This is a genomic window from Streptomyces griseorubiginosus, assembly GCF_001514195.1.
In the GTDB taxonomy this organism is placed as follows: domain Bacteria; phylum Actinomycetota; class Actinomycetes; order Streptomycetales; family Streptomycetaceae; genus Streptomyces; species Streptomyces griseorubiginosus.
Map to the genome: position 1 here is coordinate 213,612 of NZ_KQ948744.1, position 12,264 is coordinate 225,875.

Sequence of the window (12,264 nt, forward strand, 5' to 3'; positions counted from 1 at the left end):
CCCGGGGAGATGGCTTAAGCCCCCCTGGCGAGATCGCCCGGGACCCCCTGCGAGATCGCCCGGGACCCCCTGCGAGATCGCCCGGGACCCCCTGCGAGATCGCCCAGGGCCCACGGGCGAGGGCGGCTGACACGCGCGGGCGAGATCGTCCGAGATGCGCCGGTGAGCGGGACCCGTCGCGGCGTATTCTTGAATTGGACTAGACCTGTAGCCGCCCAAGACCGTCGACGAATGGGGTCCCATGAGCAAGCGTGCAGTCCTGGAGGTGATCGCCCTCGACGTCGAGGACGCGCTCGCCGCCCGGGCCGGAGGCGCGGACCGGCTGGAACTCGTGACCGACATGGCGGCGGACGGGCTGACGCCGGCGGTCCCGACGGTCGCCGGGATCCGGGAGGCGGTGGACCTCCCGGTACGGGTGATGCTGCGGCTGTCGGACGGCTTCGGCGCCGGGGACGTCCCGCGGGTGGTGCGGTCGGCACGGGAACTGCGGGGCGCCGGGGCCGAGGAGTTCGTGCTGGGGTTCCTGGACGCGCACGGCGAGCTGGACCTGGGGGCCGTGGAGCGGGTCGTCGAGGCACTGGACGGCTGCCGCTGGACCTTCCACCGGGCGATCGACCACACCGCCGACCGGGACGCGCTGCGCAAACAGCTAGCCGACCTGCCGGGCCTCGACACCTACCTCACCGCCGGCTCGGCGGCGGGCGTGGACGCCGGGCTCGCCGTGCTGCTCGCGGAGGCGGCGCGCGCCGGGGAACCGGGGTACGAGCAGCAGCTGCTGGTCGGCGGCGGACTGCGGCTGGACCACGTGCCGCGGCTCCGGGCCGCCGGGATCGACGCCTTCCACATCGGCGGGGCGGCCCGGCCGCACGGGTGGGAGGCGCCGGTGGCGGCGGACGCGGTTCGGGAGTGGCGGCGGGTGGTGGACGGACGCTAGCCCTTCAGAGGGCGTCACCCTGTCCGGTGAGTCGGTCCGGCGAGCTGTTCAGGCAGTGGGGCCGTGTGCGTCACGATCAGGCCCGACACCGCTCGGGTCAGGGCCACGTACAGCCGTCGCAGGCCGGTCCGTTCGTCCGGTTCGCCGTCGACCACCGCCTGCGGCTCGTCCAGGACGACGTAGTCGTACTCGAGGCCCTTGGCGAGGGAGGCCGGGACCAGGGTCAGGCGGGTCTCGGCCGTGGTCTCCTCACCGGGGGCGAGGTACGGGATGCCGGCCGCCGTCAGGGCGTCCGCCAGCTCCGGGACGCGGGCGTCGGCGGCGATCAGGCCCGTGGAGCCCTCGTTGCGCAGCAACTCCTCGCACGCTGCGACCACTTCACCCGAGCTGGAGGTCCCGCGCAGATCGAAGAAGCCCGGGTTCTCACGGACCGACGCGACCGGAGTGAGTCCCGGCGCGATGTGCGGGAGCAGCCGGGAGGCGTACGTGATGACGTCCGTCGGCACACGGAAACCGGCCGTCAGCTCCTCGATCACGCCGTCCGCCTTGCCGAGGTGGGCCAGCGCCTCGTCCCAACTCCTGGTCGCCCAGGGCGTGGTGCCCTGCGCGAGGTCGCCGAGGACGGTCGCCGAACCGGTCGAGCAGCGCCGTCCGACCGCCCGGTACTGCATGGGGGAGAGGTCCTGCGCCTCGTCGAGGACCACGTGCCCGAGCGAGTGCGTGCGCTCCACGATGTCCGTCGTCTCGTCGATCAACACCGCGTCCGCGGCGGACCACTTGGCCGACTTCACCGAGCGGACCGGCTTCGCCCACAGGATCGTCTTCTGCTCGTCCTCGTCGAGGATGCCCTCCGCGTGCGCGGCGAGGAAGTCCCCGTCCGTGAGCAGCCGCAGCACCAGCTTGGCCGGATCCACCGGCGGCCAGATCGCCTTCACCGCCGCCTTCACCGCGGAGTTGCGGGCCACCGCGTCCTGCACCCGGTCGTCCGGCGCCTCCCCCGACCGCTCCATCTGCACCAGCACGGCGTGCGCGATGCGCTGCGGAAGGGCCTCCCGGGCGGCGCCGTAGCGGATGCCCCGGTCCAGCAACTCCCGCACGATCTCCTCGATCTCGTACGCCGGCACCCGCCACCTGCGTGAGCCGCGCACCACCATCACCGGCTCGGTGGGCAGGGTGACGTGGGAGTACACGGCCCGCCGGAGCACCTCCGCCATCCGCGCGTCGCCCTTGAGGACGGCGGCGGGCGCCTCGTCGGTGCCGCGCACCTCGGCACCCTTCGCCACGAGGTCGTCCACGGTGGCCTGCTGCACGCTCAGCTCGCCCAGCGCGGGCAGCACCTGCTCGATGTAGTGCAGGAAGGAGCGGTTCGGTCCGATGACGAGGGTGCCGGTGCGGGCGAGCCGCTCGCGGTGGGCGTACAGGAGGTAGGCCACCCGGTGCAGGCCGACGGCGGTCTTCCCGGTGCCGGGGCCGCCCTGCACGCAGACCGTGCCGCCCAGACCGGACCGTACGATCTCGTCCTGCTCGGGCTGGATGGTCGCCACGATGTCGCGCATCGGGCCCACGCGCGGGCGCTCGATCTCCTGCTGGAGCAGCTTGCTGGTCCGGGCCGTCTCCGCCGGGTCGGAGAGGTGCTCGTCCTCGTACGCGGTGATGTCGCCGCGGGTGTAGCCGAAGCGGCGGCGCAGCCCGACGTCCATCGGGTCCTTCTTGGACGCCCGGTAGAACGGCTGCGAGACCGGCGCCCGCCAGTCGATGACCATCGGGTCGCCGTCGTGGTCGTGGACGTGCCGGCGCCCGATGTAGAAGCGCTCCCCTTCCGCGCCCTCGGCCTGCTCGGCGCCGGGCGCGTGCAGGTAGTCGAGGCGGCCGAAGAAGAGCGGGGTGTCGCTGAGGTCGGCCAGCGCCTTGATGCGCTCGTCGATCTGGCGGGCCAGGACCTCGGCGTTGACCCAGTTCGCGGTGACGTCCTTGATGTCGAGCGACTCGACGTCCTCGCGCATGGCCCGCAGCGCGGCACGGGATTCGGCGAGGTGGGAGCGTTCGCGGAAGAGGGGGTCGTCGGTGGGCAGGGGCGTGGACAAGGGGGTGCCTCCGAAGGGACCTGCGGGACGGGCGCGGGGGGTGCCGACCGGTTTCCGTCCGGACGGCGGCACTCCGTGAGGGAGGCGGGCAAGAGCGGAGATTTTAGGGGAGGCGGTCGACAGGACGCCAACCGTTTTTCCGTCCCCTAGGGGACGGCCCCTGCCATTGCCTGAGGCGAACCCACCCCCGGGCCGTCCTCAGGTAGCACAAGAAGTGGCTACCTGAGACCGATGCCCCCTTTATGCCTGATCGGCCACCATGGATACATGAGTGCAGCGACCTTCACCCCAGCCCCCGGTCGCCCGTCCGGAGCGACCCCCGTATCGAGTGGCCACACCCACCGTCTCGGCGACGCCCTGCGCGCCGTGCGCGTCTTCGCCGGCGCCGCCTTCGACGTCGTCATACTCGGCGAGTACGGCCAGGAAGCCGGCGTCCGCCGTAAGTAGCGGCAGGGCAGCTCTCAGCAAGCAGCCGCCGGTCAGCTCTCCGCGAGCAGCTCGTCCGCGTCCACGATCCGGTAGGCGTAGCCCTGCTCGGCCAGGAACCGCTGGCGGTGCGCGGCGAAGTCCTGGTCGATGGTGTCCCTCGCGACCACCGAGTAGAAGTGCGCCTGGTGCCCGTCCGCCTTGGGACGCAGCACCCGTCCCAGCCGCTGCGCCTCCTCCTGCCGTGATCCGAACGTGCCCGAGACCTGGATGGCGACCGTCGCCTCCGGCAGGTCGATGGAGAAGTTCGCCACCTTCGACACCACCAGCACGCTGATCTCGCCCTCCCGGAAGGCGTCGAAGAGCTTCTCGCGCTGGGCGTTGGAGGTCTCGCCCTTGATGACGGGGGCGCCCAGATGCTCACCGAGCTCGTCGAGCTGGTCGATGTACTGGCCGATCACCAGGATCTGCTGGCCCGCGAAGCGCTTGACGAGCGCCTCGGTGACCTTCCGCTTGGTCGCGGTGGTGGCACAGAAGCGGTACTTCTCCTCCTGCTCGGCGGTCGCGTAGGCGAGCCGCTCGGAGTCCGTGAGGTTCACCCGGACCTCGACACAGTCGGCGGGCGCGATGTAGCCCTGCGCCTCGATCTCCTTCCACGGCGCGTCGAACCGCTTGGGCCCGATGAGCGAGAAGACGTCCGACTCCCGGCCGTCCTCGCGTACCAGGGTCGCGGTCAGACCGAGGCGCCGCCGGGCCTGGAGATCGGCGGTGAACTTGAAGACGGGCGCGGGCAGCAGGTGCACCTCGTCGTAGACGATCAGCCCCCAGTCCCGGGAGTCGAACAGCTCCAGGTGCGGGTAGACACCCTTCCGTCTGGTCGTCAGCACCTGGTAGGTGGCGATGGTGACGGGCCGGATCTCCTTCTTCGTCCCGCTGTACTCGCCGATCTCCTCCTCCGTCAGCGAGGTCCGCTTCACCAGCTCGTGCTTCCACTGCCGGGCCGAGACGGTGTTGGTGACGAGGATCAGCGTGGTCGACTTGGCCTGGGCCATGGACCCGGCGCCGACGAGGGTCTTGCCCGCACCGCACGGCAGGACGACCACGCCGCTGCCGCCGTGCCAGAAGTTCTCCACGGCCTGCTTCTGGTAGGGCCGCAGGGCCCACCCGTCCTCGGCCAGCTCGATGGGGTGCGCCTCGCCGTCCACGTACCCGGCGAGGTCCTCGGCGGGCCAGCCCAGCTTCAGCAGCGTCTGCTTGATCTGCCCGCGCTCCGAGGGGTGCACGACCACGGTGTCCGGGTCGAGCCGCGCGCCGACCAGCGGGGTGATCCGCTTCGAGCGCAGGATCTCCTCAAGGACCGGCCGGTCGGTGGTGGTGAGCACGAGCCCGTGCGCGGGGTGCTTGCTGAGCGTGAGCCGCCCGTACCGGTCCATCGTCTCGGCGACGTCGACGAGCAGGGCGTGCGGCACGGGGTAGCGGCTGTACTGCACCAGCGCGTCCACCACCTGCTCGGCGTCGTGCCCGGCGGCGCGCGCGTTCCACAGGCCCAGCGGGGTCACCCGGTAGGTGTGGATGTGCTCGGGCGCCCGCTCCAGCTCCGCGAACGGCGCGATGGCCCGACGGCACGCGTCGGCCTGCTCGTGGTCGACCTCGAGCAGCAGGGTCTTGTCGGACTGGACGATGAGAGGACCGTTCACGTACAGGCATCCTTCCGCACGGGCCAAACGTCCAGTGTGCCTCAACCGGGGACGATCAAGACAGGCCGAGGAGCGCCGCCGGGACGCCTCCGGTGCAACCTCGGCCCCCTTTCCGTTGTCTTGACTGGCGGAAGCGGCCTGGGGAGGACGTATGGGGATGTCTGCGGGCAGATGGGCGGTCGGTGGGGGAGCGGTCGTGGTGCTGGTGGCGACGGGGGCGTGGGCGCGGTGGCCGGGGGGAACGGGCGTCGACGCGGACCTGTGGAGCCGGGTGCGGCCCGCGGTCGAGGCGCGGTTGCTGGAGCAGGCGCACGGGACCGGTGTCGGGGAGCCCGGGGCGCGGTGGTTCTGCCGGGCGGAGGCGGTGGATCTCGACGAGCGGGGCGGTCTGGTGCGGGCCGGGGTCAGCACCCTGTGCGTGGAGTACGGGGTGCGTGCGGGGAGCCTGGAGGAGTGCTCCGGGGCCGAGGTGCCGCAGGTGATGCGGCTGCGGCGGGAGGCGGACGGCGACTATGTGGTGGTGTCCGCGGAGACGGCGCCCGACGGGGCCGGCCACGCGGAGTGGGTGACGGCCCGCTTCGGCCACGTCACCGCCGCGGCCCTCGACGCGACGATGTCGTCCACCGCACTGGAGTCCGCAGCCCGCAGCCACTTCGGCCTGCCGGCCGATGCGCCGGTGGGCCCGTGCTGACGCGCTGGGGCGTCTCCGGCGCCGGCCTGATGCCGCTGAGCTGACAGACGCGGTCCCCGGGAGCCCGCCTGGCACCGCCCGGCTGACTGGATGCGGTCCCGGGGAGGCCGCCTGGCACCGCCCGGCTGACTGGATGCGGTCCCGGGGAGGCCGCCCGGCACCGCCCGGCTGACTGGATGCGGTCCCCGGGAGGCCGCCCGGCACCGCCCGGCTGACTGGATGCGGTCCTCGGGAGCCTGGCACCGCCCGGCTGACAGGACGTTGCTTTCGGTGCTCGGCTCAGCCCGCCGGACGGGTCCTAATCCCCCGCCAGTTCCGCCACCCCCGTGATCCGGTGCAGGGGGTAGGTGCGGACCTCGTCCGCGGTGTGGTCGTAGGCCGTCACGAAGCCGCCCTCCACGCGGACGGGGGCGATGACGCGTTGGCTGGCGGCGCCCTCGGCGTTGACGTAGCCGATCCACAGGGCCTCGCCGGTGAGGACGGCGGCCTGCATGGTGGCGAGGGTCTCGGCGGCGCCGGTGCGGGGGAGTTCGCCGGTGGACAGCGGTGGCCGGTCGCCCTGCTTGCGGGGCGTGGTGGAGGCGAGGTCGCCCGCGCGGACGGCCCGGATCGCGGCCGCGAGGAGCGTCGCGTCGGGGACCGGGGGACCGTCCGGGACCGGCTCGGGCGCGCTGCGGGGCGGGGTTCGGTGGGCGTGGGCGCGGGTGATCAGGACGTCGCCCTCGGCGGACTCGGCGGCCGGGGCGAAGCCCATCGCGCGCAGGCCCTCCAGGAGCGAGGCCGGGTCGGCCTGGGCGGCCAGGACGGTCGGGGCGAGGCGGCGCAGCCGCAGGCCGGCGGCGCGCTTGTCGGCGAGGATCTCGTTCAGCAGGGCGTCGTCGTCGCAGCGGACGTAGGACGAGGCGGCACCCACCCGGAGGTGGCCGTGCCGCCGGGCCACGTCGTCGATCAGATACGTCAGGGGCTGCGGGACCGGGGTCCGGGAGTGCGCGGCGAGAAAGGCGTGCAGGTCGGAGGCGGACTGCCCGGCGTCCAGGGCGCGGCGCACCGACCCCGGCGTGAAGCGGTACACCGTCGCCCCGCCCTTCGACTCCACGTCCGCCAGGACGTCCAGCACCTCGGCCAGCGGCCGCCGCAGCGGACCGGGGGCCACCGCCGTCAGGTCGGCCTGGAGCAGGACGTGGTCGAGTGGCTCGGGCAGCAGCGGCGCGAGAAGCCGGGCGGCCGCGGCGGAGGCGGTGGCCTGCTCGGCGGGGGAGAGGGGCTCGGCGACGGCGGGGGCGGGGCGGTGGTGCACGGGCAGTTTGTCCCCGGGGCCCTGCGACACGGCGTCCGGCGTCTTCGGCGCGGTCGTGCCCGGCAGCGCCTGTCCGTGCCGCTCGTCCCCGGTTCCTCGCGACACGGCGTCCGGCGTCTTCGGCGCGGTCGTGCCCGGCAGCGTTTGCCCGTGCCGCTCGTCCCCGGCGCCCCGCGACACGGCGTCCCGCGTCTTCGGTGCGGTCGCGCCCAGCAGTGCCCGGCCGTGGCCCGACAGCGCCCCCCGCCCGGTCACCCCCAGCAGCTCGGCCTCCTTCAGCGTCCACTCGGCGAGCCGTGAACGCAGGTCCTCCTCACGGCGTTGCGGGCGCTCCCAGCGCAACCGGGCGAGCACCGACTCCGCCGACGGCGACGCGCCCTCCGGCAGCCCCGCCAGCAGCGTCAGCACCCGGTGCCGTACCTCCGGCGCGGCGCCGCGGTCCAGACCCGGGCCCAGCGCCGACAGGGTGCGGTCCTTCGCGTCCCGTCCGCCCACCAGTCCCGAGGTCCGGGTGGCGGTCAGCCAGGCCTCCGCCAGCCGGGCCCAGCGGCGGGCCGGCGGCTGCTCCAGCCACTCGTCGTGGGCCGGGGTCGCGGCATAGCGCTCGTCGGCCTCGCCGTCGGAGGCCAGCAGGCCCGCCGCGTAGGCCAGTTCGACCCAGAAGGCGGCGACCGGCTCCGAGACGTCCAGCGCGACCGCCGTGCGCTTGAGGTCGCGCACGCTCAGACCGCCCGCCCGCAGCACCGCGGGCCCGCCCTCGTCCCAGTCCTTCAGCAGCTCCTCGACGGTCGCGAGCGCGGTGTACGCCTGCCCGGCCGCCGTCGCGTCCACAACCTGTGGACGGTGGGTCGCCGCGGCCTCCACGGCCGGCGGCAGCGGCTCCACCTCGCGGTGCGCCCGGCCGCCCCGCAGATGCAGGGCCACCTCCCGCGGCAGGACGACCGTGCCGGGCGCCGTCGGCACCAGCAGCCCGAGGTCCAGCAGACGGCGCAGATGGGCCGCCGGCTCGGAGGTGACCTGCCCGTACGGCGGCCCCCAGACCAGCCGGGACAGCACCGCCCGCGACTCCTCCGGCAGGTCGGCGAGCAGCGCCGACATCCGCTTCCGGTCCGTGAACAGGGCCGTCAGCGACGCCACCGCCGACACCGCGTCGTGCGTCGAGCCGAGCCCGGCCGCCGTCACGATCTCCTGGACGCGGCCCGGCGACATCCCGGCCGTGGCCTCCTGCACGGTCGGCCCGAGCCCGGTCGGCGACGGATGCTGCGGCGAGGGCGCGAGCAGCTCACGGGCCGTACGGACCAGGCGGAGCCGGTCGTCGTCGCCCCACACCAGGGCCTGTTCCCGCAGGGTGCCCAGCGAGCGGGGCAGCGCCGCCGAGACGGCAGGGTCGCCCGCGTCACCGGTCAGCAGCTGCTCCAGCTCGGCGTAGGGCGCCGGGTCCGCCGCGACCGCCAGCGCCTCGGCCGTCCGCAGCGCGAACAGGTCGAGGCGCTCCAGCGCCCGCACCACCGACGCGCGCGTCCCGGCCCGGGTCGCGAGCTGGGTGAGGTCGGTCGGCACGGGGGTGATGAGGTCGGGTCGGGCACGCAGAAGCGCGGCCAGGGAGTCGTCGTCCCTGGCCCGGAGCGCTTCCGCGAGGGAGCGCGGCGGTACGGCCGGGTTGCTCATCCGACCAACGGTAGCGGGTGGCCGGGCCGGGCAGCAGCGCCCACCGGGGCGGACCGGATATCGCTGACCTGCGGTCCCCGCTCGGGCCCACAGGAGGCGACCTGCGCTAGTTTCGTCCCACGGGGTATCCAACGCACCCGCCCCGGAGGGGACTTCGTGGGTATCGAGAGCGACCAGGTCGTCTACGAGTATCTGAGCCGCGTCGGCGACGTGGCCCAGCAGCGGCAGTTGCCGTCGTCGACCCGTATGCGGCTGGTCTCCGAGCTGCGCAACGAGATCGACCGGCGGCGCGCCAAGGCCCCGGTGGACTCGCCGGCGGCCGTCCGCCGGATCATCGCCCGGCTGGGCAGTCCCGACGAGGTGGTCACCGCCGCGGGCGGCTCCGCGGCCACCGCCCCGCAGGCGCCGGCCGTCTCCATGCCCGTCCAGCGGGACCGGGATTCCCAGGACGACGGCGGGCAGCGGCGGACCGGGCTGCGCAAGAACGTGCCCCAGCCGCGCCCCGCCGATCCGCCCCCCGACCCGGCCGTCTCCCACGGCCCCCATCTGGCCGGTCTGGACGAGCTCGGCGACCCCGCGACGCAGCCCGACTGGTGGCGGGTCGACAGCAGCCCCTTCGGGGTCGGCGACAGCGTGCCGGGCTTCGTCGGCGGGGTGGAGATCCCGGAGCTGCTGAAGCCTCCGCCGCCCAAGGAGGAGAAGAAGCCCGAGCCCGCGGTCGAGCAGCCGCCGGCGGAGGTGCTCGCGCCCGGGAAACGTAAGGCCTGGTGGCGGCCCCGCCCGAAGGCCGCCCCGCCCGTCGTCGAGGCCGCGCCGGTCCCTCGCCGCCGGTTCCTCGGGGCGGGCGCGGGAAGCTGGAGCAACCCGCTCCTGCTGCTGGCCGCCGCCCTCCTCGTCGCCGGCGCGGTGCTCGGCAACCTGCTCGTGCTGATCGTGGGCTGGCTCATCGCCTGGGCCTCCCGCCGCCTCACCGACGCCGAGACGAAATGGGCCGTGGTGATCCTGCCCGGCCTCTCGCTGACCGCGGGCCTGGTCTGGCTGTGGGGCCGCAACGAGGGCCGCTGGGGCGAGCCCATCGCCCAGGGCCACATGAACGACGCGATCGCCGAGACCTGGCCATGGGTGGTGCGGGGCGCGGCCGTGGCATCCGCACTGTTCCTGGTGTGGCGCTCGCAGCGGCGGCGGTAAGGGCGGACCGACTGCGGGTGGGCGGTGCCGCGTAGGAGGTGGCTGCGGGTGGGCTGTTCCGCTCGGGCAACCTCTGCCGGTGGGCCGCGGGGCGCGGGGAGCGGTGGGTTGTTTCGCTGGCGCAACTCCTGCCGATGGGGCGCGGGAAGCGATGGCGGTGGGCTGTTCCGCTCGCGCAACCCCTGCCGGTCGGCCGTAGCGTGCGGGAAGTGCGGCCGGTGGGCTGTGACGATGTGGCAACCCCTGCCGCTGGGCCGTAGCGTGCGCTGGAAGCGCTGCCGGTGACCGTCCTTCGCGCGGCGCCCCCTGGCCGGTGGGCCGTGCCGCCGCCCGGTAACCATTGTCCGGCGTCCGTACCGCCCGGGAAACCGCTGTCCGGCGGCCGTGCCGCACGGGCACAATGGCCCATATGGCCTCTGCAAGCATCTCCGCCCCCGGTCCCACCGTCGGCTTCGATCTCGACATGACGCTCATCGACTCCCGCCCCGGCATCCACGCCTGCTGGGTGGAGCTGTCCGAGCGGACGGGGACGTACGTCGACGCCGACCTGGTGGTCACGCGGCTCGGGCCGCCGCTGGCCGAGGAGATGGCGTACTGGTTCCCGGCCGAGCAGATCCCGGAGATGGCGGACCTCTACCGCGAGCTGTACCCGGCGTACGCGATCGCCGGCACCCTGGCGATGCCCGGTGCCCGCGAGGCCATCGACGCCGTCCAGGCGGCCGGCGGGCGGGCGATCGTCGTGACCGCCAAGTGGGAGCCCAACGCCCGGCTGCACATGGAGCACCTGGGTCTGGAGCCGGACGCGGTGATCGGCAATCTGTGGGCCGAGCAGAAGGGCGAGGCGCTGCGCGAGCACGGCGCGAGCGTCTACGTCGGCGACCACACCGGCGATGTGCGCGGGGCGCGGATCGCGAGGGCGACGTCGGTCGCGGTCGCCACCGGGCCGTGCAGCCCCGAGGAACTGACCGAGGCCGGCGCGGAAGTCGTCCTCGGCGATCTCACGGAGTTTCCTGGGTGGTTTTCGGACTACCGCGCGGACTGCCTTCCGGCCCGCGCCTGACGCCTTCCGGCGGCCACCGATTGCAGCACTCCCGCTCCGGCCACCACGAAACCGACGGCCATGAGCATGCTCAATCCGAACATGTACGTCGGAAAAGGCTTCGTTCCGAGCAGGAACGGGGCCACGGTGACGAGAGTGGCCACCGCACCGACGAAGAAGACGACGGCTCCGGTACGGATCAGTCGGTCACCGGGAGCGGCGGAATTCGTTTGGGTTTTGTCACGCACCGGACCAGGGTAGTTCCCAGCGCGAAGGAACAACCGGGCGACGTCTTGTCACCGGCCTGAAGACCATTAGCCTTGGTACCGGCGGGTCCCGACGACCCGCCCCAGTGCTATCAAGAGCCGTTTCAGAAGCAGTTTTCCGACGAGTACGAGGACGAGGACAGACGTGCCTACCGGCAAGGTCAAGTGGTTCAACAGTGAGAAGGGCTTCGGCTTTCTCTCCCGTGACGACGGCGGTGACGTCTTCGTCCATTCCTCGGTCCTCCCCGCCGGAGTCGAGACGCTGAAGCCCGGGCAGCGGGTGGAGTTCGGAGTGGTCGCCGGGCAGCGCGGTGACCAGGCCCTTTCCGTCGCCATCCTCGACCCCACGCCCTCGGTCGCGGCGGCCACCCGCAAGAAGCCCGACGAACTGGCCTCGATCGTCCAGGACCTGACGACCCTCCTGGAGAACATCACCCCGATGCTGGAGCGCGGCCGCTACCCCGACAAGGCGGCGGGCAAGAAGATCGCCGGCCTGCTGCGGGCGGTCGCCGACCAACTCGACGTGTAAGTGCACGAGATACGGACCGAGCCGTCCGAGGAGATGTGGGAGTACATCCGACGGCAGCGGCGTCACACCCTGGAACTGCTGGTCGTCTGCGCCGTCGGTCTCGTGCCCTGGACGATCCTGCTGTACTTCACCCTGCCGAGCGGCTACACCGTCCGCCAGTGGCGGGTCACCTGGGTCGGCTTCGACGTCCTGCTGCTCCTCGCGATGTCCGCGACGGCGCTCCTCGGCTGGCGACGCCACCGAGGGGTCGTCGTGGCGGCCGTGGCCACGGGTGCCCTGCTGGTCTGCGACGCCTGGTTCGACGTGTCGCTGGCCCTGGGCACCCCGGCCGTGTGGTGGTCGGCGGCGCTGGCGGTATTCGTGGAACTCCCCTTGGCGGCCTTTCTGCTCCGAAAGGTCCTGGGCATGATGTCGTTGGCCCAGTGGCCGAGGCCGAGGTGACGCG

General features: G+C 73.3%; 11 protein-coding genes. 7 read left to right on the forward strand and 4 right to left on the reverse strand.

Going from position 1 to position 12,264, the window contains the following annotated elements; translation table 11 throughout:
* The first annotated feature begins 241 nt into the window (after positions 1 to 241).
* Positions 242 to 934, forward strand: a complete 693-nt coding sequence (locus AQJ54_RS36190) for a copper homeostasis protein CutC (protein WP_062244837.1) — start codon at positions 242 to 244, stop codon at positions 932 to 934.
* Positions 935 to 948: 14 nt separating this feature from the next.
* Here AQJ54_RS36190 and AQJ54_RS36195 read toward each other — a convergent pair whose 3' ends face one another.
* Positions 949 to 3,018, reverse strand: coding sequence for a HelD family protein (locus AQJ54_RS36195; protein ID WP_062244840.1), 2,070 nt, complete (start codon positions 3,016 to 3,018; stop codon positions 949 to 951).
* Between the two features lie 267 nt (positions 3,019 to 3,285).
* Here AQJ54_RS36195 and AQJ54_RS36200 point away from each other — a divergent pair, with 267 nt between their 5' ends.
* Complete coding sequence (locus AQJ54_RS36200; RefSeq protein WP_030317931.1) at positions 3,286 to 3,465, forward strand: hypothetical protein; 180 nt, start codon at positions 3,286 to 3,288, stop codon at positions 3,463 to 3,465.
* Positions 3,466 to 3,497: 32 nt separating this feature from the next.
* On the opposite strand, the gene AQJ54_RS36205 is transcribed toward AQJ54_RS36200, so the two are convergent.
* A complete protein-coding gene (locus AQJ54_RS36205; protein ID WP_062033587.1) occupies positions 3,498 to 5,141 on the reverse strand; it encodes a DNA repair helicase XPB in 1,644 nt (547 codons plus the stop codon).
* Positions 5,142 to 5,298: 157 nt separating this feature from the next.
* Here AQJ54_RS36205 and AQJ54_RS36210 point away from each other — a divergent pair, with 157 nt between their 5' ends.
* Entirely contained in the window at positions 5,299 to 5,832 is a 534-nt protein-coding gene (locus AQJ54_RS36210) for a hypothetical protein (protein ID WP_062245094.1), read from the forward strand.
* A 298-nt stretch (positions 5,833 to 6,130) separates the two neighbouring features.
* Here the strand turns inward: AQJ54_RS36210 and AQJ54_RS36215 are convergent, their stop codons facing one another.
* Complete coding sequence (locus AQJ54_RS36215; RefSeq protein ID WP_062244843.1) at positions 6,131 to 8,797, reverse strand: helicase C-terminal domain-containing protein; 2,667 nt, start codon at positions 8,795 to 8,797, stop codon at positions 6,131 to 6,133.
* Positions 8,798 to 8,953: 156 nt separating this feature from the next.
* On the opposite strand from AQJ54_RS36215, the gene AQJ54_RS36220 reads away from it, so the two are divergent.
* Positions 8,954 to 9,985: a hypothetical protein gene (locus AQJ54_RS36220; RefSeq protein ID WP_062244844.1), complete on the forward strand. Its 1,032-nt coding sequence runs from the start codon at positions 8,954 to 8,956 to the stop codon at positions 9,983 to 9,985.
* A gap of 409 nt (positions 9,986 to 10,394) precedes the next feature.
* Positions 10,395 to 11,045 carry an HAD family hydrolase gene (locus AQJ54_RS36225; RefSeq protein WP_062245097.1) on the forward strand — a complete coding sequence of 217 codons (651 nt, stop codon included), beginning with the start codon at positions 10,395 to 10,397 and terminating at the stop codon, positions 11,043 to 11,045.
* Here AQJ54_RS36225 and AQJ54_RS47005 read toward each other — a convergent pair.
* A complete protein-coding gene (locus AQJ54_RS47005; RefSeq protein ID WP_078616859.1) occupies positions 11,012 to 11,272 on the reverse strand; it encodes a hypothetical protein in 261 nt (86 codons plus the stop codon). The genes AQJ54_RS36225 and AQJ54_RS47005 overlap by 34 nt on opposite strands.
* Before the next feature lie 163 nt (positions 11,273 to 11,435).
* On the opposite strand from AQJ54_RS47005, the gene AQJ54_RS47485 reads away from it, so the two are divergent.
* Positions 11,436 to 11,819 (forward strand): cold-shock protein, encoded by a 384-nt coding sequence (locus AQJ54_RS47485; protein WP_020140317.1) that lies wholly within the window; start codon positions 11,436 to 11,438, stop codon positions 11,817 to 11,819.
* The gene (locus AQJ54_RS36235) at positions 11,820 to 12,260 is read left to right on the forward strand and encodes a hypothetical protein (protein ID WP_062244848.1); all 441 of its coding nucleotides are present in this window, start codon (positions 11,820 to 11,822) and stop codon (positions 12,258 to 12,260) included. It begins immediately after the preceding gene.
* Positions 12,261 to 12,264 lie beyond the last annotated feature (4 nt).

Coding starts and splice junctions, on each gene's coding strand:
- AQJ54_RS36190 (WP_062244837.1), top strand. CDS start 242: ATGAGCAAGCGTGCAGTCCTGGAGGTGATCGCCCTCGACGTCGAGGAC.
- AQJ54_RS36200 (WP_030317931.1), top strand. CDS start 3,286: ATGAGTGCAGCGACCTTCACCCCAGCCCCCGGTCGCCCGTCCGGAGCG.
- AQJ54_RS36210 (WP_062245094.1), top strand. CDS start 5,299: ATGTCTGCGGGCAGATGGGCGGTCGGTGGGGGAGCGGTCGTGGTGCTG.
- AQJ54_RS36215 (WP_062244843.1), bottom strand. CDS start 8,797: ATGAGCAACCCGGCCGTACCGCCGCGCTCCCTCGCGGAAGCGCTCCGG.
- AQJ54_RS36225 (WP_062245097.1), top strand. CDS start 10,395: ATGGCCTCTGCAAGCATCTCCGCCCCCGGTCCCACCGTCGGCTTCGAT.